At 60.2% G+C, this 21,449-nt stretch carries 28 protein-coding genes and 1 tRNA gene; 8 read left to right on the top strand and 21 right to left on the bottom strand.

What is annotated here, in order from left to right; translation table 11 throughout:
* Nucleotides 1–152: 152 nt before the first annotated feature.
* Entirely contained in the window at nucleotides 153–422 is a 270-nt protein-coding gene (locus tag QY049_RS37525) for a hypothetical protein (protein ID WP_301270595.1), read from the top strand.
* 42 nt (nucleotides 423–464) lie between these two features.
* On the opposite strand, the gene QY049_RS37520 is transcribed toward QY049_RS37525, so the two are convergent.
* From QY049_RS37520 to QY049_RS37505, 4 genes are read right to left on the bottom strand one after another with little or no spacing between them, the layout of a single operon-like run.
* A complete protein-coding gene (locus QY049_RS37520; protein ID WP_301270594.1) occupies nucleotides 465–725 on the bottom strand; it encodes a hypothetical protein in 261 nt (86 codons plus the stop codon).
* The gene (locus tag QY049_RS37515; RefSeq protein ID WP_301270593.1) at nucleotides 722–952 is read right to left on the bottom strand and encodes a hypothetical protein; all 231 of its coding nucleotides are present in this window, start codon (nucleotides 950–952) and stop codon (nucleotides 722–724) included. The genes QY049_RS37520 and QY049_RS37515 overlap by 4 nt, the downstream gene beginning before the upstream one ends.
* The gene (locus tag QY049_RS37510) at nucleotides 949–1,419 is read right to left on the bottom strand and encodes a hypothetical protein (RefSeq protein ID WP_301270592.1); all 471 of its coding nucleotides are present in this window, start codon (nucleotides 1,417–1,419) and stop codon (nucleotides 949–951) included. Before QY049_RS37510 ends, QY049_RS37515 begins: the two co-directional genes overlap by 4 nt.
* Before the next feature lie 3 nt (nucleotides 1,420–1,422).
* Nucleotides 1,423–1,617 carry a hypothetical protein gene (locus tag QY049_RS37505; RefSeq protein WP_301270591.1) on the bottom strand — a complete coding sequence of 65 codons (195 nt, stop codon included), beginning with the start codon at nucleotides 1,615–1,617 and terminating at the stop codon, nucleotides 1,423–1,425.
* Between the two features lie 967 nt (nucleotides 1,618–2,584).
* Between QY049_RS37505 and QY049_RS37500 the strand changes: the two genes are divergently transcribed.
* A complete protein-coding gene (locus QY049_RS37500) occupies nucleotides 2,585–2,887 on the top strand; it encodes a hypothetical protein (RefSeq protein WP_301270590.1) in 303 nt (100 codons plus the stop codon).
* 49 nt (nucleotides 2,888–2,936) lie between these two features.
* Nucleotides 2,937–3,206, top strand: a complete 270-nt coding sequence (locus QY049_RS37495; RefSeq protein WP_301270589.1) for a hypothetical protein — start codon at nucleotides 2,937–2,939, stop codon at nucleotides 3,204–3,206.
* A gap of 1,227 nt (nucleotides 3,207–4,433) precedes the next feature.
* Here QY049_RS37495 and QY049_RS37490 read toward each other — a convergent pair.
* Nucleotides 4,434–4,796, bottom strand: coding sequence for a hypothetical protein (locus QY049_RS37490; protein WP_301270588.1), 363 nt, complete (start codon nucleotides 4,794–4,796; stop codon nucleotides 4,434–4,436).
* A 499-nt stretch (nucleotides 4,797–5,295) separates the two neighbouring features.
* Between QY049_RS37490 and QY049_RS37485 the strand changes: the two genes are divergently transcribed.
* Nucleotides 5,296–5,886, top strand: coding sequence for a DNA ligase (locus QY049_RS37485; RefSeq protein ID WP_301270587.1), 591 nt, complete (start codon nucleotides 5,296–5,298; stop codon nucleotides 5,884–5,886).
* Nucleotides 5,887–5,915: 29 nt separating this feature from the next.
* Here the strand turns inward: QY049_RS37485 and QY049_RS37480 are convergent, their stop codons facing one another.
* The 11 genes from QY049_RS37480 to QY049_RS37430 form a co-directional block, all read right to left on the bottom strand.
* The gene (locus QY049_RS37480; RefSeq protein WP_301268940.1) at nucleotides 5,916–6,179 is read right to left on the bottom strand and encodes a hypothetical protein; all 264 of its coding nucleotides are present in this window, start codon (nucleotides 6,177–6,179) and stop codon (nucleotides 5,916–5,918) included.
* A gap of 458 nt (nucleotides 6,180–6,637) precedes the next feature.
* Nucleotides 6,638–6,823, bottom strand: coding sequence for a hypothetical protein (locus QY049_RS37475; RefSeq protein WP_301270586.1), 186 nt, complete (start codon nucleotides 6,821–6,823; stop codon nucleotides 6,638–6,640).
* Between the two features lie 93 nt (nucleotides 6,824–6,916).
* Complete coding sequence (locus tag QY049_RS37470) at nucleotides 6,917–7,765, bottom strand: hypothetical protein (protein WP_301270585.1); 849 nt, start codon at nucleotides 7,763–7,765, stop codon at nucleotides 6,917–6,919.
* Nucleotides 7,766–7,778: 13 nt separating this feature from the next.
* On the bottom strand, nucleotides 7,779–9,131 hold the full coding sequence (locus QY049_RS37465; RefSeq protein ID WP_301270584.1) for a DNA-packaging protein: 1,353 nt from the start codon (nucleotides 9,129–9,131) through the stop codon (nucleotides 7,779–7,781).
* The gene (locus QY049_RS37460; RefSeq protein ID WP_301270583.1) at nucleotides 9,121–9,729 is read right to left on the bottom strand and encodes a hypothetical protein; all 609 of its coding nucleotides are present in this window, start codon (nucleotides 9,727–9,729) and stop codon (nucleotides 9,121–9,123) included. Before QY049_RS37460 ends, QY049_RS37465 begins: the two co-directional genes overlap by 11 nt.
* Nucleotides 9,730–10,208: 479 nt before the next feature.
* The gene (locus QY049_RS37455; RefSeq protein WP_301270582.1) at nucleotides 10,209–10,712 is read right to left on the bottom strand and encodes a hypothetical protein; all 504 of its coding nucleotides are present in this window, start codon (nucleotides 10,710–10,712) and stop codon (nucleotides 10,209–10,211) included.
* 167 nt (nucleotides 10,713–10,879) lie between these two features.
* On the bottom strand, nucleotides 10,880–12,214 hold the full coding sequence (locus tag QY049_RS37450) for an AAA family ATPase (RefSeq protein ID WP_301270581.1): 1,335 nt from the start codon (nucleotides 12,212–12,214) through the stop codon (nucleotides 10,880–10,882).
* The gene (locus tag QY049_RS37445; protein WP_301270580.1) at nucleotides 12,211–12,474 is read right to left on the bottom strand and encodes a hypothetical protein; all 264 of its coding nucleotides are present in this window, start codon (nucleotides 12,472–12,474) and stop codon (nucleotides 12,211–12,213) included. The genes QY049_RS37450 and QY049_RS37445 overlap by 4 nt, the downstream gene beginning before the upstream one ends.
* Nucleotides 12,471–12,863 (bottom strand): hypothetical protein, encoded by a 393-nt coding sequence (locus tag QY049_RS37440; RefSeq protein ID WP_301270579.1) that lies wholly within the window; start codon nucleotides 12,861–12,863, stop codon nucleotides 12,471–12,473. Before QY049_RS37440 ends, QY049_RS37445 begins: the two co-directional genes overlap by 4 nt.
* A gap of 217 nt (nucleotides 12,864–13,080) precedes the next feature.
* Nucleotides 13,081–13,341 (bottom strand): hypothetical protein, encoded by a 261-nt coding sequence (locus QY049_RS37435; RefSeq protein WP_301270578.1) that lies wholly within the window; start codon nucleotides 13,339–13,341, stop codon nucleotides 13,081–13,083.
* On the bottom strand, nucleotides 13,342–13,569 hold the full coding sequence (locus QY049_RS37430; protein ID WP_301270577.1) for a hypothetical protein: 228 nt from the start codon (nucleotides 13,567–13,569) through the stop codon (nucleotides 13,342–13,344).
* Nucleotides 13,570–13,670: 101 nt separating this feature from the next.
* On the opposite strand from QY049_RS37430, the gene QY049_RS37425 reads away from it, so the two are divergent.
* Nucleotides 13,671–14,135, top strand: coding sequence for a hypothetical protein (locus tag QY049_RS37425; protein ID WP_301270576.1), 465 nt, complete (start codon nucleotides 13,671–13,673; stop codon nucleotides 14,133–14,135).
* Between the two features lie 2 nt (nucleotides 14,136–14,137).
* Nucleotides 14,138–15,304, top strand: a complete 1,167-nt coding sequence (locus QY049_RS37420) for a site-specific integrase (RefSeq protein ID WP_301270575.1) — start codon at nucleotides 14,138–14,140, stop codon at nucleotides 15,302–15,304.
* Between the two features lie 291 nt (nucleotides 15,305–15,595).
* Here the strand turns inward: QY049_RS37420 and QY049_RS37415 are convergent.
* The 3 genes from QY049_RS37415 to QY049_RS37405 form a co-directional block, all read right to left on the bottom strand.
* Nucleotides 15,596–15,672: transfer RNA gene (locus QY049_RS37415), tRNA-Arg, on the bottom strand.
* Nucleotides 15,673–15,820: 148 nt separating this feature from the next.
* On the bottom strand, nucleotides 15,821–16,309 hold the full coding sequence (locus QY049_RS37410; protein WP_301270574.1) for a hypothetical protein: 489 nt from the start codon (nucleotides 16,307–16,309) through the stop codon (nucleotides 15,821–15,823).
* Between the two features lie 161 nt (nucleotides 16,310–16,470).
* Entirely contained in the window at nucleotides 16,471–17,025 is a 555-nt protein-coding gene (locus tag QY049_RS37405) for a hypothetical protein (RefSeq protein WP_301270573.1), read from the bottom strand.
* Between the two features lie 152 nt (nucleotides 17,026–17,177).
* On the opposite strand from QY049_RS37405, the gene QY049_RS37400 reads away from it, so the two are divergent.
* Nucleotides 17,178–17,564, top strand: a complete 387-nt coding sequence (locus QY049_RS37400; RefSeq protein WP_301270572.1) for a VOC family protein — start codon at nucleotides 17,178–17,180, stop codon at nucleotides 17,562–17,564.
* Nucleotides 17,565–17,588: 24 nt separating this feature from the next.
* Here QY049_RS37400 and QY049_RS37395 read toward each other — a convergent pair whose 3' ends face one another.
* A complete protein-coding gene (locus QY049_RS37395) occupies nucleotides 17,589–18,086 on the bottom strand; it encodes a hypothetical protein (protein WP_258766551.1) in 498 nt (165 codons plus the stop codon).
* Between the two features lie 262 nt (nucleotides 18,087–18,348).
* Here QY049_RS37395 and QY049_RS37390 point away from each other — a divergent pair, with 262 nt between their 5' ends.
* Nucleotides 18,349–18,702, top strand: a complete 354-nt coding sequence (locus QY049_RS37390) for a GrlR family regulatory protein (RefSeq protein ID WP_258766550.1) — start codon at nucleotides 18,349–18,351, stop codon at nucleotides 18,700–18,702.
* A gap of 13 nt (nucleotides 18,703–18,715) precedes the next feature.
* Here the strand turns inward: QY049_RS37390 and QY049_RS37385 are convergent, their stop codons facing one another.
* Nucleotides 18,716–21,403, bottom strand: a complete 2,688-nt coding sequence (locus QY049_RS37385) for a PAS domain S-box protein (RefSeq protein ID WP_301270571.1) — start codon at nucleotides 21,401–21,403, stop codon at nucleotides 18,716–18,718.
* Nucleotides 21,404–21,449 lie beyond the last annotated feature (46 nt).

The raw sequence follows: 21,449 nt of genomic DNA, 5'->3' as shown, positions 1-21,449 counted from the left end.
GATTCTTCGAGAAAGAGCGCCGGGCCTTTTATTTGCGCGGCTTGCACAATATTTCGGCGAGCCAACTGAGCCGGTCGTTTGTTTCAGTAATGCGGGTCCTTGGGGCGACACCTCATACGCGAGCCTCGCGCCATCCATCCGCGAGCCCCTGCTTGGCTAGTCCAGCAGGGGCTTTGCTATTCGCACTATTTCGGGCAATCCCGATGCCTCTTTTTACTTACAAGCTTATTGATGCGCATTTCGTTTCGGACTTCGGAGCGCATGATTTGCCTAGCGAAACGGAAGCGCAAATAGAGGCGACCAAGCTCGCTCGTTCGTTGCGCGAGACCCGACCAGAACTGGTAGGCAAAAGATACTCCATCTTTGTAATCGATGATGATGGTGCCGCCATTTGCGTCATTCCGCTCGACACCGCTCTGTGAAGGGTGGCAAGCCCGCCGGCGTCGAGCCGGCAGGCCTTTTTATCAGTTCGGCTCGCCGGCTGGATCGAACGCGGCGAGGTATTGCGTTGATGGGGACGCCCCATTGTGTCCCAAGATCAGCGCTCCGAGGGTGACGAGATAATCGGTCGGCACGATGATGCGGGCGACAATCTGCCGCTGATCCGGAAACTCCGGGCTCGGAACGGTGAAGACGAGCCTGCGATTATTGGTGCCGAGGGGCTCGATCTTCGTCAGCTCACAGATGAAGACGTCGGGCAAGCCGTAGTCGATGACGTTGCTCATTGGCTTGCTCCGTCGGCGTCGAGGTGGCGTTCGTTCGCCCGGTCCAGTATCGCCTGAATGCAGCGTGCGCTTTCCCTAATCTCCAGCATGATGGTGTGCATGCCGTCGATCACGGTATCTGCGTCAGGCCCCGCCAGGACCACGCCGAGCAGGCTGGAATAGTTGAAGATGTCGCTCGCGTATTGGGCGACGTCCAGAAGGTCGCTTTGGGCTTTGATCGTGCTCATACCGACACCCCTTCGTCGTCGCACTGCTCCTCGATATCGACGGCGCTTGGCGTGACGCCAGCGTAGCGCCCATGGGCCGGTTCATCCGGAGCCCATCCCAGGGACGGCTCGTCGTCTGCGTCGTCCCGCTCGCAATCAATGAGCAGGAGATCTGATCCGCCACTCCCGCCCCACCGCGTCTGATCGACGGAACGGTCGCGGCTGCCGAGCGAAGGCTCAAGCTCGGTATCATCGATACGCCCGTCGTCTATCTGCTCCTCAAGTTCGGTGCTGGCATAAGGATCGGAGGCATCGAGAAACCCGATCAGGCGCTCGATCTCAGCCGATGCCTTCTCACGCATCTTCCGGACTCGGCGGAGAGCCTTCTGCCGCTCGCGCTCCTGTCTCATCAGCCGCGAGGTCAACTCCTCAGGAGACGGCGCTGGAGCCTCTACAGGCTCCCCCGTGGGGGGCGTAACGTGCTTCATGGGTCACGCCTCCACCAGGACGCGGCGGCCGGTGGTCGGGATCAGCTCGGCGGCGCCGCCGTCGAGAACCTTGGGACGATCGACAGGGACAGCGAACTCGTCGCCAGCCTCGCGGGAGGCCTGCCAGAAGATCCGACGCAGTTTCCAGCAACGAACGAGCGAATAAAGGGGAACCGTGGTATTCTCTGAATTAGCCATTTGATTTGCTCCAGCAGATCGTTTGGTCAGAGCCAGATGCGAGGTTGCCGCCTTGCGTCTGGCTTGTTTTTTTGATAACACGATAACTGCCATGCCGTCAATATCTGATAACAAAAAATCAAGAGGCCGCCCCAAGACCGGGATCGGCACTCTTATTGGCGTGCGTCTTGATGATCAGTCCTTGAGAAAACTCGATGATTGGCGCCGTAAGCAGGACGACTTGCCCGGACGGCCGGAGGCCATCCGCCGGCTGTTGGAGAGCGGGCTCAAGGTAAAGTAGATTTGTACTACGTTGCATAAAAAGACCGCTTGGGAGAGGCTTTTCCACGCCTCTAGGTTGCGATACGATCCCGGTATTATTTCAGGGATTTTTGAATCATGGACCGCGCAACCCGGATCGTTGTCGCGCTCGCCTATATTGGCGGCGTGCTCTCTGCGCTGATCGGGTATCAACTCGTTGCGGCATTGCGCCGGCCGGATTCCGCCTCCGGGATAACGGCCATTTGGTCAAGTCGACGACCATAATGCGACCAACGTGAAACGATTGAGACTGTTAAAGATCTCGCCAACCAAAAATTCGCGACCTTTATCAGCCTGTCTGTTGATCCGATCGATTTACTGCTCCGGAGCGGAGGGTCTGGAGCGGATTTAGATGCAATCCGCAAAATAAAAATAGCCGGAAAGCCCCTCATTCTAGATATGGATTCGTTTAGAGAGCGCGGTACGATAGGTAATGGTGTGAATTGCGCTGCCGTTCTCTATGTTGTGTTACGCGGGAATCGAACTTTCAATTTTTCTTCTGAGTATTCCGTTGAACCGACTACTGACGGAAAGACAATCGTATCAGCCAAATTCGTGCCCAACTAGCCACAGTGTCCACACCCACGACCGGCGGTGTTTCGCCGGTTGTCCGAACTACAAGTAATCGATAATTTGACTCTCGCCGGCTTCGCGCTTCGATAGCGCGATGCCCAGACAGACGCGACACATCGACCCAACCGAATCTGACGGCCGCCCGCTCAAGATTACGCTTGGTGACTTACGATCAACGGGCGTGCGCGACCTGATTGTGTTCTGCGAGGACTACAGGTGCAGCCACAATATCAAGCTCTCAGCCGAATACGTTGACCGATGGCCGGACGAGATCCGGATTTCACAGCTTGAGCCGCGGTTCGTCTGCACGGCTTGCGGCACGCGCGGGTCCAACATTGTCGCCGGCAGCAACGGCACCGAGCAAGCGATCGTGCGGAGAAAGAACAGCCGGCTGTGAATTGAGAATCGCCTATACGATCGGCCATCAATTTGGCTGGGGCTGATCCATGAACATGAAAAGCGAGCGTCCCTATTCCGACCCCGAGGCCGCGGCTCGCAAGCTGATCGAATTGACCAAGACGATAGAGGCGGTTCAGGACGGCCGCATTCACATCGAGAAAATCAACGCGTCCTTCCTATCGAAAGACGGTTGCAAAGCCACCGGGCCTGAGTTTAGCGCCGGCATCGAGTACGCTGTAGAGCAAGGCTGGCTAGAACTGCATGAAAGCGGAACGTATTTGAAGCTGATGCCGCCCGGCGAAGATCTGCTCAAATAATTCATCCTTCCGCCGTCCTTTGCAGGCGATCAATTAGCATTTGCACGCGCCGGACCGCCAACAATCCGAGCTTTGCTTTCACGGAGCCGGTCTTTTCCGTTTCCCCGAGGGATAGTGAGTATTGCCAGCGATCAGGACTCGCGCGTGTCAAGACGTAAGGAACGCCTCGGTGAGAACCGGTGTGGGTCTTTGGGAATTTGACGAAAGCCATAGGTGGCTGCACAATGAAGATCATCTATCGCTGCGACTTAAGCGTGTCGGCGACTTTCGGCTAGTCCGCACGAGCCCGGACCGTAAATTCCACGGCGCTCGTTTGCCTCTGTTCAGGCATTGCGGGGCCGTCCGCCCAGCCAGGGGCAATACAACAAATGTTAGGTTGCTCTTACTGAGGCGCCCAAAAGGCGCTCAGCAGCAACCCGGCGATGAATAGCAGCCCCACGCCGGCTAACGTTCCTTGATTGAATCGAGGCGGCATTACTGTTCTCCCAGCAGCTTACGGGTCCTCCGATTGATGAAGTGGACCTTCGCGCAAGCTGGGCAGGCGATCGCCTCATACCGATCCGCGGGTGCATCGTCGTCGTCGTCATCCAACCATTGCTGGACCTTCAGCGTCGTATTCGGACAGTGAAGACGAAATGAGCCATGGCGGGAAAATGGCGAGACCGCACGAAAACGATCTGATCTGGCTCAAAGTTTCCGCGCTGCAAAACCGAAATTGGTCCACTGGGAAATTTACGAGTGGTCATAGGAACGGTCGACGGACTGCCAAGTTTTCCCTTCGCCCTTCGCCGCCATGAAGGGCAGACCCCACTGGCCCCAGCTCTTCTGACCCTGCGAGCTGGGGCCAATTTTTGGATCATATGTTAGTGCGCAAAATCTGAGAATGAGGAATGCTGAGCGAGTGCGCGCCGTTTGATTCGGCTGCCCCGAAACGGCTCCAGCGAATTCCCGGCCAGCCCCGGATCACGCTCGGAGCCGTTTTCGGTTTCGATCCATAGGAGCTGTACCCTCGCTGTCCCGGTCGGCGGCGTGGCCCGCATTCTTAAGCCTGAAATAAACAGCTCGCTATTCCCCAGATACAGGCGCACACTTCGAGCATCACAGCTCGACATATGGCTTTTATCTGTGATGAGAACGCCGGCCGCGCTCCCGCCCAATCAAACTGGCAGCGCAGTGTCCGTGTTCCACCAAACCTTAATCTACTATTTTGCGGGCGCTGCGATTGTCCTAACGTTCGTTGCCTATGACCTGTATCGCAGGCTCCATAAGAGAGATACTCAGCAGGACAAGAAATTGAACAAATTGATGGATGAACGCATCGAGCACATGGACCTGAGTCGGAAATTCAAACCCTTCCTTAGGCACTCCCAACCGCGGCGGCGCAGTGCTCATCATGGCGGTGTCGAGCGTCGCTAGCGAGCAGCAGAGCGCAATTCCAAGGTATGGCCGGACTAAGCCTCCAGCCGAGCGCTGTTGCGATAGATATTCGATCGAGCGCCACCGCATCTCCGCCGCGCTGATCTCTCGAAGCTTGAGCGCGATGAGCAGATGGCGGAGTGGATCAAGATCACCGGAAAGGTTTCGGCTCAATCTGCGCCGAAACTCTCAAGGCGGGCGACCTGGGCATTGATAAGGCCCGGCGCCACCCGTAAATCTCCCAAGATATCCCAGATTGAGACATGAACGTTGGCACGTCTCGTGCAGACCAAAGGTCACCGGGGTTTTGCATCATCCCCCTCGGGGCTGGATAGGCGCCGCTCGCAATACCTTTTCAAGCGGGCGGCGTTTTTGCGTTCATTGGCCGCGTGTGACCGCAAATAGGAACGCGGAACCGGTTGCCGAATTATCCCAGCGCTGGCCCGCCGCCGGGCTGGCGGAGCGGCCCCGGCCTAACCTCAAAAGCCCCCCTGAAGCCGGGGCCGTCAACCGCCTCGAAGGACTTCGGCGCCCGCGCGGGTTGTGCGTGGCGTGAGACCGACGAACCTATGGCGCCAATCTCCACCAACCAGACCGCGCGCGGGACGAAGCTCCCGACGCTAAAACGAGACCGAGATTCGCATATTCGCAGCCGCGTGACTATTTTGTTCCCATGCACCGCGCACTCGAGTTCTGCCTGCCAACCGCAGCCAAGGCCGTCCCAGTGGGACCTGACTGGCTCCACGAGATCAAATACGACGGATACCGTCTTCGCCTCGAACGTAACGGGAGCCAGGTGCGCCTGATCACCGGAAACGGCCATAACTGGACCGACCGTTTCCCTTGGATTGTTCAGGCCGCGCTGCGCAATCGCGAGCAACAGTTCATCGTCGACGGTGAAGCTGTCGTGCTGGGCGTCGACGGCGTCTCCGATTTCAACGCCCTGCACTCGCGCAAGCACGACGACGAGGTGCAACTATACGCATTCGATATTCTCGCGCTCGGCGAGGATCTCCGCGAGCTGCCGCTAGAGATGCGCAAGACCCAACTGTCCCGGCTATTGCGCGGCCGGCCGGACGGCATCTTCATCGCGCCATTTGAAAGCGGCGAGATCGGACCAGACCTATTTCGTGCCGCCTGCGACCTCGGCCTTGAAGGCATCGTCTCAAAGCGCCGCGACCGGCGATATATCGGCGGCCGCACTAGCGAATGGCTCAAAATCAAGAACCGAGCGCACCCGGCCATGACCCGAGTTCTGGGATAGGCGGGCGGCTCACTCAGCGATTATCACGATCAGGATTTAAGCGCCCGCTTGAGCGCGGCGGCGGCAAACTCTTTCCGCTCGCGGTCGAAGCGCTCCTGGTGCGCCCTGAAGGTCTCAACGCGCCTTGCTATCTCTGCGCGCTCAGCTTTGCCGTAATCAAGCGGCTTCAAGCCAACGCGTTCAACATCCTCTCTTCGGGGTGGCGCGGGACGATTTGTCTCCCAATCAACTGCCTTCACAAATTCCGTTGACTCAGCGACGAGCGCTTTCAAATCGTCCTGCCATTTACTCATATAACGCGACCCCCACGCTTTAAACTCAAAGCGTACCTCTAAAGGTGTCAATTTGCCAAGTTTTCCCCGTTCGTTGGAATTGGCTGCGCCATACGTCTCAATCTGGGACGCAGCAAATGGGGCTGGCCGGTAGCCGGACGGTATTAATGCAGCCCGCAATAGCGTCCCTAATATCACTAACGGCATATTGCCGCGTTTTCTCGAAAATGGCTTGTTCCCTTTCGGGCGTCCGTCCCTCGTGCGCCCTTTTGGCTACCCGCTCCCTGCCGTTAACGCAGGGGGCGGGTTCCTTGGCAGTCGTCCAGACCGACAAACCTACGCGCGCCGAGGCCATTCGCCGGCTTGTCGAGATTGCGCTGGAGGCAAGGAAGTCATTCTGGAACGAGTCAGCGGTCCCCCGCGGCATCGGTCGCGAGTTGGATGCAGTTATGCTGTCGCAACATGATGGCAGCAAACATCTATTTGCCCTTTGCTAGTTCTGCGGTCATTGCTGCCCTGATGTGATTTTTTGCGATCGACGCGACGACGCCGCTGTCCAGAAGCTCCTGGAGGCGAGCAATCACAGCGCCCTCGAAGTTCGCAGCATCGGCACCGTTCATGCCCCGAGCCGCCTCCCGCACCATCGCCTTGTCTTGCTTGCTCAACACTTCTGATCGTCCTTCGTTCTGGTTCGTTGCCGGTACATCCGCGGTCAACAAAGTTCGGGTGATTGATCTCGGCGGGCCGCTCTGTATCGATTAGGCCGCCTTGCGTTGGTTGAACTCATCCAAGGTTTGCGCTTCGATGCCATTGGCGAGTTCGTCCGCTGTTGGTTCTCGCTCGACACCGCGCTCAAGATCGACCACGCGACCACGGCGCAGCCAGGGCACTTGCTCTTTCGCCTCGATGGGCGCGGCTGCGGCCTCGAACTGTTCGACGGTCAGGCCCGTGTCGATACGTGCGCTGTCGCGGCCGGCTTCCACGGCCGATGCAGCGACGTCGATTGCGGTCGATAGTTCGGCGATCTCGTCCATGAGAGCGCCGTGCAATTCGCGCAAGGCCTTCTCCTTCAGTAGACTTACATGGCTGTCGGCCACACCCGTCATTACTGCCGGCGCTTCGATGATCGCGGAACGAATCTGCGGGTCAATGTTCTCTGAGCGAGTGATCTTGTCGCGCTCGCCCTGCGGCAGACCACGCAGCCACGTTCGAATTTCCATTCGCGCAATAGCCCCAGCGGCGTCGGCGGGATCAACCTTCGGCAGTTGAAGGCGGCTGCGCATCTCGTCGAGTTCCTGCCTCGCCCTTGAGATCGTGCGGCGACCCTGATGAAATACCGGAACACCCTGGTTCAGAATGAGGCTGCGATGTTGATCCTGTCGGCCTTGTTCGGTGTAACGGGTGTCCGCAGAGAGTTGGCGGCCTGCGCTCTCCGCAGAGTCCACTGCGCCCAAGGCATCGAGATAGGCCTTCTCCAAGCGCTCGATGGTAGAGCCGGGCTTTGATTTCAAATCCCACATTCGGATGTCATGGTTCGTTCGTCCAGGAACGTCTCGCGGCAGGATTTTCCTGCGACCCTTGACTCCGAACTGCTCGGCTACGCTCATTTGTTTCTCCAGTTCACATTCGTGTTGCAAATCCACCAGCCAGAGGGCCAGAGGTGATCAGTCCGTCTGCGATGTTGCTTTTGCGCTGCTCGGGATCGCCGCCGAGGCGGTAGAAGCCCATCGAAGCTCCCGGAGCTTGCGGCCTCGTCATCAACTCGGTCAGCGCCCACACCAGCGCGTCGGCACGGTCAGGCGAACCGTCTCCCAAATATCCATCGCCCGTCATTGCGGCGAGTTGGTCCTCCAGCTCAGTGAGGCTGCCGACGTGACGAACCCTGTTCTGCTCGTACAAAGCAGCAATCGGTTCTGCGCGCTGGATCTTGCCGCGCGATGCAGTCACTTCACGGTACGGCGTGCTTGGATTTACCGTGCGGATGACATGCTCAACCATCGAACCGCCGAAGTTTCTTTCAGCGACGATGCGATCAGCCCTGAACTCCTGGTAAGCCGCAACTGCTGCCGCGCCCCACGCCGCAGGTGATGCCTTGAGAGTGCGATCGGCAAGGACATAGCCGAGCCCGTCCATACCGAGGCCGGCAACCACAACGCCGACTGCGTCGCCCCCGTCGTTCTCTCCTCCGGTGCCGGATGGGTCGATTGCGACCACCACGCGCTTGAGATTGGGAACGGCGCCAGTGAACCGCGCCTTTTCGATCATGTCGCGTGTCCAGAGAGCGCCCTGGACGTCTTCGAGCAACTCGGCATTCAATTCCTGGCGGCCCAGCCGAGTGCCTTCGTATCTATCCCGGATCGACTTGAGGAAGCTTGGAGCCAGATTATCCGCGTTCTCGAAAGTCGAGCCGCTGGTCGTCACCACGTCCGGCATTGCCATCAGCTCTTTCAAGAGCTTCAGCGGACGCGGCGTCGTCGTGATGACAAAGCGGGGAAGCTTGCCCAGACGAAGGCCAAACTGGAACATATCCCAAGTTGCCTGGACGTTCTGCCAGGCGGCGAACTCATCACACCATCCAAAATCAAACTGAGGACCGCGCAAGCGGTCTGCTTCCTCAGCCGAGAACGTATGCGCCGTGGCTCCGTTAGGCCACTCGATGCGCCTTTTGCTCGGCTCATAGGTCGGACGGAACCACGAAGGCGCCAACCGCAAGATCCCGCTTTCACCCTCGACCATGACGTCGCGGGCGTCGGCGGCTGTGGCAGCAATCAGGGCAATCCGGGATGCGGTACCGGCCTCGGCAAGCTCATTCGTGAAATTGGCACCAGCCCAACCCTTTCCGAACCCGCGCCCCGCTTTGATGATCCACCCGCGCCAGTCACCGCTAGGAGGTAGCTGGGACGGACGCGCCTTTGAACGCCAGCCACCATCCGCCAGCGTGTCAGCAAGCTTCCCGGCAAGGCTATGCGACATGATCAATCACCATGCCGCTAGACGGGCTTGGCAGGCCCGCTGGTAAGCCGCCGTCGTCCAGGTCGCGAAGCGCCGCTACCACAGCCGCGCGCGCATCAGCGTAAGGCGCAAGGGCCTTCAACAGCGTCGCCTGCATCTTCAGGAAGGCGGGGCTTTCGGCGAGTACGGCAACATTGTTGGTGATGTTGATCGACTGAGCCATTGAGCCTAGCTCGCCAGTCACACGGGCGATCGTTTCCAGGGTCGAGGTCAGTCGTCCAGCCACGATGGCGGCGCCGCGGCCATCGCCGGCCTCGTTCATCGCAGCCAGTTGCCCAGTTAGGACGGTGCGCACCATGCGGAGATGGTCGAGAACCGAGTCGCCCTCAGTCGCTGCTCTCTCGGCAAGCTCGGCAAGGCGGACAGGACCGCAGAGATAGGTCGCCTTCGTCTCGTCGGAGACGTGCCTGGTCCAGTGGCGCCAGATCGCGTCACGATGGACGCCGAACTTCTCTCCCAAGGCATCGAGGCTGGCACCACCGGCATGCAGCAGCTCAATCCGCCACCTCTCCGGATGACGGCACACCTGACAACGATGGTTGGCGATCTTCTCGCCCATGCGCAGTGCTTCCCTGTTGAACCTGGAAGCCCGCTGTCGCGCGATACACGCGACCCATGAGCACGTTGAGCAAATCAACAACGCAAATATGCGCGATGAATTGTAGTGGTTCAAGCGCCGCGATTACAAACGGCTACAACGCACGCAACACAGCCGCAACACGCCGTGCAAGTAATTGAGAAGACTCGCCGATTTGAAGACGTACGGATATGGAATCCGATACTCACGAAAAGATTGGCTGGCGCGACGGCCGGCAGGCGCCGTTGCATGGACGATGTGGTGTGGCTTTGTGTGGCTTTTCTACTTTTGCTCCAGCATCCTTCCAACAGGAAGGGTAACGAATGGTAACGTCATGGTAACGAAGCCGGTCACGCGTTACCTTGGTAACGAAGTAACGTAACGGGTCTCCCCCCTATAAGGGGAGACCGTTACCGTTACTCGTTACCCCACGCGCGCAGTAGGAGGTGCCTAAGTGCCCCTCAGCACTTGCCCATCTTTCCCGACACCCGATCGCTTGTTAGGACAATTTGATCGACAGTATCGAATAAGTTTCGCCCAAGGCGTCCAACGAAGCCACCATGTTGTCCAGGTGTCCCGTACGGACCGCAGAATCCAAAGGATGGCGCAACCGTCAGAAAATTCTGATCGAGAACCCTCCCACCTGACATCATTGTCAACGTAACCGTCGGCTGTGCAGGATTGTAACCGTTGCCGCGTTGGAAGTGATTATATTGCGTATACTCGAAGCGATAACTTGAGGCGATACGGCAGTCTGCGTATCGCTCTTCGGTGATAGAAAAAGTAATGCCATAGAGATCGAGGGCGGAAATTCCGTCCCCGCGTAATATGCGATGCGGATCAGGAGCCACCGGAACAGGCTTAGTACGAGATGTTGGCACACAATTTTGAGGCTTGCGGTTAGCGGCAAATGCGCTAGTCGACATAAGCAAAGCGGCGACAACAACAAAAATTCGACCAAACATGTGACACCCCTTCAATGAAAGTGCCAACGCTATCTTATGGTCAAACGGGATTCAACCCTGGGCTGTCGGGGCCGAAGAAGTAGGCCAGCCCAAATCTTCAGCAAGCCTTGGCCGTTAGTGGTCCGGCCGCAGATAGCGTCAACCACTTCGCGGCTATATTCGGAGGTTTAGGCAACGTTCGCCCTCCAGACGCCGTTGTATTCCCTGACCAGTTTCTTGTCCTTGAGGTTCATTCGGAGCTCGTACAAGCGCTGCTTGCTGCCGATGCCCTGCTCTCGCGCGGCATCGTTCCAGGCCTGCACGCTGAGCCCGGCGGGGCCAGCCTCAGCCAGCAGCCGGAACATGACGCGCTGATTGGTGGACAGCCTAGGCTCGAAGAGTTTTGTGTCAGTTTGACGCGAGACCTCCTCACGGCTCACAATATTGACCGTGACCGGATCGCCGTCCTCGTCGGCGCCGAACTCATGCACCTCCGACTTGAACGAGAACAGTGGGCCTTCGGGGGCGTCGTTCGCCTTTGTAACCGTCGCCGTTCTGACGTCGTCACCCGAGATCCTGACTTCGAGGTCGAAGTCTCCAGGCGCAGCATTGGACCCGCGCATTCCGCGGCTTTCGTCCTTACCGGTATGCCCGATCAGTGCGACATGCGCTCCCGTGACGTCCTTGACGCGCTGAAGGTTCGCAAAGACCGCACCTTGATCTTTCGCGCTGTTCTCGTCCCCGCCTCCGGCGGCAATCAGCTTGGCGAACGTGTCGATTACGATCATGCCAATGTCGGCGTTGAGCACCGTCTTGGCGCTCCGCATCGTGTCTATGACCTTCTTGAAGGCCTCCGGATGCGTCAGCTCGATCACGCCACCAGCAACGGCGATCGGGGTGCCCTGAAGTCCCAGAAGCCTCTTGTGCGCCCGCAGACGCCGCTTGACGAGATCGGCCCGCTCCAGCGCGAAATACACCACGCCGGCAGATCCCTTGCTGCGATAGCCGTGCCAGTCAAGGCCGGCAGCGACGGAAATAGTAGCCTCGGCCAACAGCGCAGACTTCATCGCTCCAGGTGGCGCAATCCACGCAGAAGTCTCACCCCGCGCGAAAATGCCCTTGATCAGCCAATTCTTTGCCGGCGGCTCGATGTCCATCTCGTCAAAGGTGACGAAGCGATACCCGGACATGGTAGTGCGCTGGCGCTGCAATACCGTTGCTTGAATTTCGGCGACCGAACCTGGGGGGCCGATCTCTCCCCGCATCCATTTCCAATACTCAACGCTGTCCTTGGGCCACTCTGCGGGCGCGGACTGCATTTCAGGCCACGTATCTGGGAACCCGTCAGGCTTCGCCGCGTGCGCATTGATCTGACGTTCTTGTGCATTGAGTTGACGCCTTTTAGCCGCTTCCTGCAGATGAACCTGATACCGCGCCTCTGCTTCGGCGGGATGGGTATGCGGGAACGGGTCGTCAACGGCAACCGCCGGAATTGGAGCGTCGAACGGGTTATCGTATTTCATGCGCGCATCAACTCCGGATAGACGAGATCCAGCGCGCCAATTTCCTCCAGCCTTGCGTCAAGCTCCGCCGTGGTCATGCTGCCGTTCTTTACGGCGAGGCCCATGACCTTGGCTTCGTGCGCCAGCCACATTGCGCGGCTATACATGAAGCGCAGGCCGGCAAGCTGTAGCTGCTTGCGGATCTCGGTGTCGCTGACCATGAGATGGTCGCGGGAGATCAAACTCTCAGATTGAGATGTTGAAAATCGCTCGTGCTTCATCGCGAGCCCTCCGAAACTTGCGCAGATTGCGCAGGTTTAGGTGTGTAACGGTTACACACCTCCGCTCTCGCCACGATGTCGGCAGCGAGCTTCAGCGGGATGACCACCAAGGGCTCCCGGCGATCGGCGCGGACTATCAGCAAGTCGCGGGCCTCCAGCCACTTGTAGAGCTCGCGGAAGCCATCGGCGCGGCACTTCACTTCAGCGACACGATCGACGCCGAGAACCGGCACCGTCACGTCGCCGAGGTATGAGCCACCAGCCGAGCCCGACAGCGGAACGCGTTCGGCTGCAAAACCTCTCTCCTGGAGAAACCTTACGATCGCGCGCTCGGCGCGGTTGCCCTTATCTCGGGATTTTCTGCCGCCCCTCATCGTGCCGGCCTCCACGTCACGCGGCGCCGTTTCCGTTCGACAACGGGAACGATCGGTCTCCCGAACACGACGGCGGCAAGCTGGTGCGCAAAGGCGAGTTCGGCTGCAGGATCGGCTTGTATTGGCGGCAGGATGGAATTAGATTCCGAACTGATCGAAGCGCCGTCAGCCAGATCAGTATTCGGAGCCCCGCACGCCGCCAGCGTTGCGGGGTCTTCCTTTCCAGGAATCATCAGGCGGCGATCTCCCCTTCAAGAAGCGATCTCGCCCGTAATAGGCCCTCAGCCACTCCTCCGATAAAATCGCGTCCGATGACGACGTGACGTGGCGTGGGCTCCCAATCTCCATCGCGTCGGCGTTCGAAGATTCGAACCTCCGCTTTGGTTGTGCCGTCGCTGAAATCCTTCAGCGAGATCCTGAACTCTTCCCGGCTCGACTTCTTGACTGTCGCGATCTGGAGTGGCGGCTGCGCTTGAAATCCGTCAACTGCCATTCAAGCCGCCCTCCCAGCACTTTCGAGCCGCGCAACATGGGCGGCGATTGTCGATTTACGACCGGCCCATTTGCCGCCGATTTTGAACAACGGCAACTGTCCGGTCTCAGCCATGTAAAAGATCTGTCGTACCGGGAGGCCCATCCAGGCGGCCACTGTCTTTGCGCCCAGCATCAGGTCGTCTGCAATTTCAACTTCCATATAACCGCTCCGTTCGATAAAGATCATTTTGATCCTATGCACGGTTGTAACGATTATTTTTATCCTTTACAAGGATGAAAATCATCTTTATCGTGGCGATCGGCTACGGAAGATTACGGATAGCGCAAATGTTTACGGTTTCTGACATCGCAGCGATCATCAAGCGCCCGGAGGAAGATATCCAGGATGCCGTCACTCGGGTTCGGAATTGGACGAAAGAGCGACTTCTGAAGCCGGAAGGACAATTGAACCCCGGTACCGGACGTGCCCGGCTCTACTCGGCCGCCTCAGTTGAGAGCGCGGTTCTGCTGCAAATGCTGACTGATGCCGCGGGTATGAAGGCGGTCGCCATTGCTCCCCAGTTGGGCGACGCCCAACAAGAGCTAGAGTTCGCGCGCAAGCAGCTCAAGAAACCCAACGCAGAGCCATTCTTCCTGATCCTGATGAGATCGACGGGGGAGGACGAGTGGCAAATGGCGAGTTCGCCGCTCTCGAAACTTCTGCCGATCTTGAGCCGTCGGCCTGCCGATACCTACACAATGATTGACCTTGGCCGGATTATCGAACGGATAGACGCGAAAAGGAGCAACTGAAAATGGCTACAGTCCGCAAGCGCAAGCTCCCCTCCGGTCTGATCCGTTGGCAGGCGTCATACGTGGACGGCGCCGGCAAGCGACGGGCCAAGCTGTTCGAGCGCAAGAGCGATGGAGAGGCTTGGCTGGTTGAGACGAAGCACGACTTGAAGCGCGGCCTGCACACGCCGGCCGGGGTATCCCCCACCGTCAAGCAAGCGGGATCGCTCTGGATCAAGCGCAGCAACGAGAAAGGCCTCGAGCAGTCCACGATCCGCGGATACGAAGAACACACCGAGCTTCATATCTACCCCTTCATCGGGGCCAGGAAGCTGGCGGAAATGACAACGCCAGCCGTCAACACCTTTGCCGATCGTCTACGCGATGAAGGACGGTCGCCAGACATGGTTCGCCGCGTTGTGGGCTCGCTGGGAGCGATCTTCCGTGAGGCGCGCCGCCGAGGTCTTTCTGCTGTCGATCCGACTGCTGGGCTGGATCTCAATCTATCGACACGAGAAGACCCGCGGCCGGTTATTCCGACCAAGGCCGAGCTTCAGGCAATAATCGCAAAGGCAGCGGGTCGCTGGCGCCCGCTTGTGCTCACCGCAATATTCTGCGGACTGCGCGGCAGTGAGCTGCGCGGTCTTCGCTGGGTTGACGTCGATTTCGAAGATCGGAAAATCAACGTTACGCAGCGCGCAGATACCTTCCACAAGATCGGTCGCCTGAAGTCGAAGGCGGGGTATAGATCAATCCCCTGCCCTCCGATGGTCATCAACGCTCTGCGTGAGTGGAAGCTGCTCTGCCCGAAGGGCGAGCTTGGACTAGTCTTCCCGACCGGGAGCGGCAAAGTCGAGTCGCACTCGAATATCGTCCAACGCGGGCTCTACCCGATCTTCCTGACGGCTGGCCTGACGGTGTCGGAGCCTGTGCTGAACGAGGCCGGCGAGCCAGTCATAAAAGACGGGCAACCGGTGATGAAGGAAGTTGCAAAGTACGGCCCGCACTCTCTGCGGCACGCCTGCGCCTCTCTCTGGATCGAGAACGGCATGAACCCGAAGCGGATCCAGACGCTCATGGGCCACAGTACGATCCAGATGACCTTCGACACCTACGGCCACCTCTTCCACGACGTGGAGGCCGATCAGAAGGCAGCAGAGGACATTCAAGCCAGGCTTCTGGGCTCCTGATTTAGCTGGAGCCGACGAGCAGGTCGCGGAGTGGATTAAGATTACAGAACGACTTCATGCATCGCAATCTGCGACGCATCAGAAGGCTGGACAGCAGCCTGGCGGCATCAATGCGGCTGACAAAGAACAGATCGCGAATTGCCGTGTCGCGTCCGTGTTGCGTGGAGTGATTGGTAGCCGTTCGTAACCCGTTGATTTTGTTTGTTTCGGTTTGCAGCAACGCGCAACACGAAAGACGCCAACAGAACGAACGCGGGGCGGCCTAAGTTATTAAAATATCAAGAGAAGTGCTGGCGCGCTCGGAAGGATTCGAACCTCCGACCCTCGGAATCGAAATCCGATGCTCTATCCAGCTGAGCTACGAGCGCCCTGGCCCCGGCGTTGGGCCGCAACCGACGCGCCAGTCATCCGCTGGCGAGCCAGCTGAGCCATGACGTTCGGATCGGTTCGGATTAGCAGAGAGGTCCGACAATAAAAAGCCCTCCCCGCCTCGATTGGAGCGGGGCAGCGGCGTTGTTACCAAGTCGTGTTGAACAGCCCAAAATGGGGCTGCTGTGCCACCAGCATCATCGGCTGGCCGCGCTGCGGCGCCGGATGCGCCCGGGCGACCCTGCGCTTGGGCCGAATCTGGGTCTGAACCTGGGGAGCCTGGGCCTGGGCAACCTGGACCTGCGGCTTGCCGTCGACCATCGGGGTGAACTGGGCGAATGTATCGCGCACCCGCGACTTCGCCGACATGTCAGCCAATGGGTCCGCCTGCGCGGTCGGCTGAGGCGCGGCAACAGCCGCCGTCTTCACCACCGGCGCGGCAATGGTCGGCTGGTTGGTGTCGAGCACGACGCGTTCGGGTAGATGGCGGTCCGACCGGATCCGGATCAGCGGCTGATCATAGCTTGCAGCTGCGATGGTCTGCACAGCCGGCGCCGTCGGCCAAATGAAATCAGCTGCAAACAACAGTGCGAGCAGTGCTCCACCAACGAACATGAAATACCGGAAGATGGGCATTGACCGCGCTCCGCCCCCCGCATCCCCGCGTGGGCTTTTCGCCTTAACCGGCGATCCTTTAATTGGTTCCTACGCCCCGCCTTTGGTTCAAATGGCAACGCCAAGATTTTTGGCTAGGAGGCAAGCAAGGTAACTTTTCCGCTAGCGGAATCTCCGGCCGTTTATGCGCGCCGCGCCGTCACCAGCGAACACTTCGCCTGATCAGCGTTTACGTTGACGAACCCGACGGGGACGCGCGCAAAGGTCTTGCGGCTCTTCATGCCGACGGTATCGGCCAGGACGCGGCTGCGATCGGTCAGATGGCTGCCGTCGCGCCGCGCGAAAGCGCAGACGATCTCGACATCCTTTACGGCAAAATCATTGTCATTTCGCACGGTGAACGTCACCAGTGCCTTCGAGCCGAGCCCGCCGCGGTGCCAAGTCTGCGACGAGATCCTCATCCGGTCAGGCCCGACGATCCCAGCAGTGGATGTGTCCGAGGCTGACGTCGGAGGATCGGGATCAATATTTGCCTGCGCCAGCTTCACTGGCTCGGTTTGCGCAACATGGCCTTCGGATGCCGGCATCATCAGCCAGACGGCACCGACCACGCCCGCGGCCAGCAGCCCCAACACACCTCGCTGGAGCCAAATGCTTGCGGCCGGCTGGGACCATTTCCGCTCCTCGCCGTTGCCGACGAAACGTCCCAGTCCGGACCGGCCAAACGCAGCTTTCATGGGTGCGTTACTCGCTCCATCTTACAATCCGCAAGACGAACCAAAGTTCCCTCGTCAGCCCGAATCTCGCATAGGAGCCAGGGTGGCGATCGTCGACGGGGACCGCTAACATGCGCTGCAATATCACGAAGACCTGTCGGGAGGAGTTTGAAATGCCGGTCGTCGTTACCTGGGATCACGTCCATCTGCGCAGCCCCGATCCGGAAACGACTGCGGCTTGGCTGCGCGATATCCTCGGTGGCGAGATTGGGCGCGCACCGGGCCGAATCGACGTGAATCTCGGTGGCGCAAAGATCTTCATCGCGCCGCTGGAGGGCGACAGCGCCGTCAACCCACCGCCCCCGCACCCGCATCAGGGCCTCGACCATTTCGGACTCACGGTGAAGGACATCGACGCCGTTGCCGCCGAAATCAAGTCGAAGGGCGTGGCATTCACGCGCGAGCCGACCACGATCCGGCCCGGGGTCCGCATCTGCTTCATCCGCGGTCCCGAAGGCATTTCCATCGAGCTGCTCGAGCGCGACAAGAAATACACCTGATACCGCAGGCGAGCCGCTTTCCGGCTAAGTCATGCTACCGGGCATAAAGCAGCGGATGGTGACGCCCATATAGCCGTAGATCGGCCATACCATGGTACGTCCGACCCGGTTGGGCTCCGAAATCACGGCCTCTTCCGGCACGTCGACCCAGACGAGCTCCTGCTGTTGGCCTTCCGTCACGTAGCCAAGGCGGGGGACGCGGACACGATAGTGCCCGTCCTTGCTCTCCCAGTCGGAGTCCGAGATCGCCGAACCGTCGGCGTCGGAGCAGCATGGCCCCTTGCCGCTGCGCAAGCCGTCGAACCAGGCCTTCAGTTCGGCATTGGTGTTGACGAACTGGCCGCGGTCACGTGCGTGCCCAAGCGGGGCAACCAGCGCGATCAGCGTCAGCGCGCAAGCAAGGCTAGCCGCGCTTCGCCACCGTGGGGGACGGCCAATCCGCCGTCGCTGCGCTTCGCAAATCGTGGGACACGCACTGTACAGACGCGGCTCTTCGCCGCCGGAATCGATCCAGTTGCTCACGTTCGTCTTGCTCCAGCACCCCGCGGCCAGTGCAACAATGAATATGCATTTCGCGGGCCAACTCTGATTCGCAACGACTGGCCTCGCTGCATGATGAGACCGTCACATCTGCGTCACAGACAAGCCGGGACGACTACGGTTCGCGGGCCGGCATGGGACACCGTTGCAGGCAAAACTGCCGCGTTGCGCGCGGGGTTGCGCTTTGGCATAAAAGCTTCACCGGCTACGCCATTGGGCGATGGCGGCCGGCCGACGGGACGTTATGAAGAACGGCCTTTATTCGATTCACGTGCGCCTGCTCGATGGACGAGTCGGCAAGGGCAGCGGCGTGATTCTTTTTCGCGACGGCAAGATCCTTGGCGGCGATGCGTACCTCTATTACACCGGCAGCTACGTGGTGAAGGACGACCATACCTTCAAGGGCGAGGTGCTGGTGCAACGGCACACCTCGCCGCGCGGTGACGACAATCCTCTGTTCGGCGGCCCGGCCCCGGTCGGCATCGGCGTCAGCGGCACCTATACCGACACCCGTGCGGAGATGACCGGCACGGCGCTGGTCGGCAAGGCCAGCCTGATTTTCGGCGCCACTCTGCTCAAGCTCGCAGAGGTCGACTAGTCTAGTCACAGACCTATTCGGCAGCCTGCTCCAGCGGCGCCGTGCGCGGCAGGATCATCTGGATGCGCGTGCCGCCACCCGGCTCGGAATCGAGATCGAGCCGTCCGCCAAGCCTGTTGGTGACGATGCTGTAGACGATGTGCAGCCCGAGGCCGGTGCCACCCTGGTCGCGTCGCGTCGTGAAAAACGGATCGAAGGCACGGCGGCGCACGTCGAGCGACATGCCGCAACCGTTGTCGGAGACGATGACCTCGACATTGTCCTTACCGGACTCGCGTACCTGGATGTCGATGATGCCAGGACGTCCGTCCGGGAAAGCGTGCGCCACCGAATTCAGGAACAGATTGGTCAGCACCTGGCCGTACGGGCCAGGATAGCTGTTCATGGTCAGATTGGGCTGGCACTCCACGTTGAGCGTCAGGTTCTGTTTGCGCAGGCCCGGTCGCAGGCTCATCACCACTTGCTCGGTGAGGTCGGCGAGGTCGAAGCTGCGCTGGTCCGAATAGTTGCGATCGGCCGCAACCTGCTTGAACGACTGGATCAGCTCGGCTGCACGGTTGAGGTTGGAGACGAGCTGCGAGGACGCATCGCGGCTGGTGTTGAGGTACTCATTGAGCGTCGAGCGGCGTAGCTCGCCGCGCTCGACCTCGGCGCTGAACATCGCCGTCTTGCGCTCCAGCGCAGAGGCGACCGTGAGGCTGATGCCGACGGGATTGTTGACCTCGTGCGCGACACCGGCGACCAGGCGTCCGAGTGCGGCGAGCTTCTCCGCCTCGATCAGCGAGGCCTGGGTCTCGCGCAGATTGCGAAGCGCGGTTTCGGCGGCATCCTTGGCCTTGCGCATCTCCTGCTCGCCGCGCTTGCGCTCACCGATGTCGAGCGCCACGGTGACGATCCGCTCGATCTCCCCCTCGGCGTCGAGCAACGGCAGCTTGTTGACCAGCCATTGCCGCATGTTGCCGGAAGCGTCCTTGTACTCCTCCTCGTAGAAGCCGAGACCCTTTCGCAGGCTGAGGACGCGCTTGTCATTCTCGTCGGTCTTGGCAGCGCCGTAGCGCGACATCAAATCGGCGGTGGTGCGACCGAGTGCATCGCCGGGTTCGATGCCGAAGATGCCGGCCATGTAGCGGTTCATCAAGACGTAACGGAGGTCGCGGTCCTTGACGTTGATGACGGCGGGCACGGTATCGATGACCTGCTGCAGCAGGCGCCGGCCTTCGGCAATGGCGTCCTCCGCCCGCTTCTGGTCGGTGATGTCGCGCAGCGTGCCCTCGTAGCGGACGATCCTGCCCTGCTCGTCCCGCACCCCGGTCGCGCTGTCGGAAAGCCAGAGGATGTCGCCGCTGCGCTGGCGCACCTGGTATTCGAATTCGCGCACCATGCCGTCGCGATGCATCAGCCGCTGGTATTCCTCGCGCGCCTCGGGATGGACGTAGATGGTGTGGGCGATGTCGTTGATGCTGTCGATCAGGTGCTGCGGACTGTCATAGCCCATCATCCGCGCCAGCGCGGGGTTGGCGTTGAGGAGATCGCCTGCCGGCGTCGTCACGTAGATGCCGTCGACAGATCCCTCGAACAGCTTGCGATAGCTTTCTTCGGCCAGCCGCTGCTCGGTGAGCGCGCGCACTGCGGCTTCTCGCGCGGTGTCGGCCTCCTCCAGCGCGCGGCGGAACACCTCTGCGGCTCGCGCAATGTCGCCGATCTCGTTGTTGAGATCGGCCGAGGGGATCGACGTTCTCTTCTCGCCCGCTGCAAGGGCACGGATGGAGCGCGCAATCTGGGCAAGCGGCCGCACCGTCCGCCCGACCACGAAGACGGCGGCGAGGATGCCGATCAGCACACCCATGCTGCCGAGCACGATGCTCTGCCAGCGCGCCTCGGCAAGCGTCCGGGCAAAGTCGCGCGACAGCACATGGCCACGGCGGTCGCTGACGTCACGCAGCAATTCAGTGACACGGCCGATCAGCCGGCCCTCGGTACCCAGCACCTCGCGGTCGATATCGGCGATCTGCCGTTCGCGGACGGCCACCGCGATGATGGCGTCGGCGTAATTGTTCACGGCAGACTTCAACTTCGCGTCGGCGATCTCCATCGTCCGCATGCTCTGCGCGGCCTGTTCCGCCGCGGACGGGTTGCGTGCAAGCAGCCCGAGCGCGATACGGCTCTGAGCTTCCGACAGACGTGCGGCGAGCTCACGATCCCCGCTTTCGGAGACCGCGGCGTCGAACTGGTCGCGCAGCGGCGGCAGCCCGGCGAGCAGTTGCGCGCGGCGATCGATCAGGGTCGAGATGCGCTCCAGACCGCTGCGGTACGTCGCAAGCCGCTCGGAAACACCGTCGATCATGTCCTGCTGCTCGGGGGCAAGCTCGATGCGGGTCTTCTTGAGGAGGTCGCTCAGGGTCGAGGCGGCCTCGCCGACCTGCTTGAACTGGATGCCGGCGCCGGGATCGGTGACGAAGTCGCGCGCGGCGAGCCGCAAATCGTTCATGCGGCGGTCGATGTCTTCGGCGAGGTCACCGACGCTTTGCAGCCGCTGGAGTTCGGCGAAGGTGGCGTCGATATGCCGGATCGCGATCACGCTGGCGGTCGAGGTGACGATGATCACCGCCAGCACCAGGATGAAGCTGCCGAACGTCATCTGGCCGATCGATAGCGAAAATGATCGCTTCGGCGGCGGATTCGGTGGCGTTTCGACGGGCATTGGGGCGGAACCGGACTCCATACGCCTCCAATATACGCTGTATCGA

This window comes from Bradyrhizobium sp. WYCCWR 13022 (assembly GCF_030435535.1).
Classification (GTDB): domain Bacteria; phylum Pseudomonadota; class Alphaproteobacteria; order Rhizobiales; family Xanthobacteraceae; genus Bradyrhizobium.
Note: the sequence above shows the minus strand (reverse complement) of the source record. Positions and strands in the feature narration are given on the sequence as shown.

Excerpts from the sequence above, each read along its gene's own strand:
- QY049_RS37520 (WP_301270594.1), bottom strand. The coding sequence starts at position 725 with ATGAGCAACGTCATCGACTACGGCTTGCCCGACGTCTTCATCTGTGAG.
- QY049_RS37515 (WP_301270593.1), bottom strand. The coding sequence starts at position 952 with ATGAGCACGATCAAAGCCCAAAGCGACCTTCTGGACGTCGCCCAATAC.
- QY049_RS37510 (WP_301270592.1), bottom strand. The coding sequence starts at position 1,419 with ATGAAGCACGTTACGCCCCCCACGGGGGAGCCTGTAGAGGCTCCAGCG.
- QY049_RS37505 (WP_301270591.1), bottom strand. The coding sequence starts at position 1,617 with ATGGCTAATTCAGAGAATACCACGGTTCCCCTTTATTCGCTCGTTCGT.
- QY049_RS37500 (WP_301270590.1), top strand. The coding sequence starts at position 2,585 with ATGCCCAGACAGACGCGACACATCGACCCAACCGAATCTGACGGCCGC.
- QY049_RS37495 (WP_301270589.1), top strand. The coding sequence starts at position 2,937 with ATGAACATGAAAAGCGAGCGTCCCTATTCCGACCCCGAGGCCGCGGCT.
- QY049_RS37485 (WP_301270587.1), top strand. The coding sequence starts at position 5,296 with ATGCACCGCGCACTCGAGTTCTGCCTGCCAACCGCAGCCAAGGCCGTC.
- QY049_RS37480 (WP_301268940.1), bottom strand. The coding sequence starts at position 6,179 with ATGAGTAAATGGCAGGACGATTTGAAAGCGCTCGTCGCTGAGTCAACG.
- QY049_RS37470 (WP_301270585.1), bottom strand. The coding sequence starts at position 7,765 with ATGAGCGTAGCCGAGCAGTTCGGAGTCAAGGGTCGCAGGAAAATCCTG.
- QY049_RS37465 (WP_301270584.1), bottom strand. The coding sequence starts at position 9,131 with ATGTCGCATAGCCTTGCCGGGAAGCTTGCTGACACGCTGGCGGATGGT.
- QY049_RS37460 (WP_301270583.1), bottom strand. The coding sequence starts at position 9,729 with ATGGGCGAGAAGATCGCCAACCATCGTTGTCAGGTGTGCCGTCATCCG.
- QY049_RS37455 (WP_301270582.1), bottom strand. The coding sequence starts at position 10,712 with ATGTTTGGTCGAATTTTTGTTGTTGTCGCCGCTTTGCTTATGTCGACT.
- QY049_RS37450 (WP_301270581.1), bottom strand. The coding sequence starts at position 12,214 with ATGAAATACGATAACCCGTTCGACGCTCCAATTCCGGCGGTTGCCGTT.
- QY049_RS37445 (WP_301270580.1), bottom strand. The coding sequence starts at position 12,474 with ATGAAGCACGAGCGATTTTCAACATCTCAATCTGAGAGTTTGATCTCC.
- QY049_RS37435 (WP_301270578.1), bottom strand. The coding sequence starts at position 13,341 with ATGGCAGTTGACGGATTTCAAGCGCAGCCGCCACTCCAGATCGCGACA.
- QY049_RS37430 (WP_301270577.1), bottom strand. The coding sequence starts at position 13,569 with ATGATCTTTATCGAACGGAGCGGTTATATGGAAGTTGAAATTGCAGAC.
- QY049_RS37425 (WP_301270576.1), top strand. The coding sequence starts at position 13,671 with ATGTTTACGGTTTCTGACATCGCAGCGATCATCAAGCGCCCGGAGGAA.
- QY049_RS37420 (WP_301270575.1), top strand. The coding sequence starts at position 14,138 with ATGGCTACAGTCCGCAAGCGCAAGCTCCCCTCCGGTCTGATCCGTTGG.
- QY049_RS37410 (WP_301270574.1), bottom strand. The coding sequence starts at position 16,309 with ATGCCCATCTTCCGGTATTTCATGTTCGTTGGTGGAGCACTGCTCGCA.
- QY049_RS37405 (WP_301270573.1), bottom strand. The coding sequence starts at position 17,025 with ATGAAAGCTGCGTTTGGCCGGTCCGGACTGGGACGTTTCGTCGGCAAC.
- QY049_RS37400 (WP_301270572.1), top strand. The coding sequence starts at position 17,178 with ATGCCGGTCGTCGTTACCTGGGATCACGTCCATCTGCGCAGCCCCGAT.
- QY049_RS37390 (WP_258766550.1), top strand. The coding sequence starts at position 18,349 with ATGAAGAACGGCCTTTATTCGATTCACGTGCGCCTGCTCGATGGACGA.
- QY049_RS37385 (WP_301270571.1), bottom strand. The coding sequence starts at position 21,403 with ATGCCCGTCGAAACGCCACCGAATCCGCCGCCGAAGCGATCATTTTCG.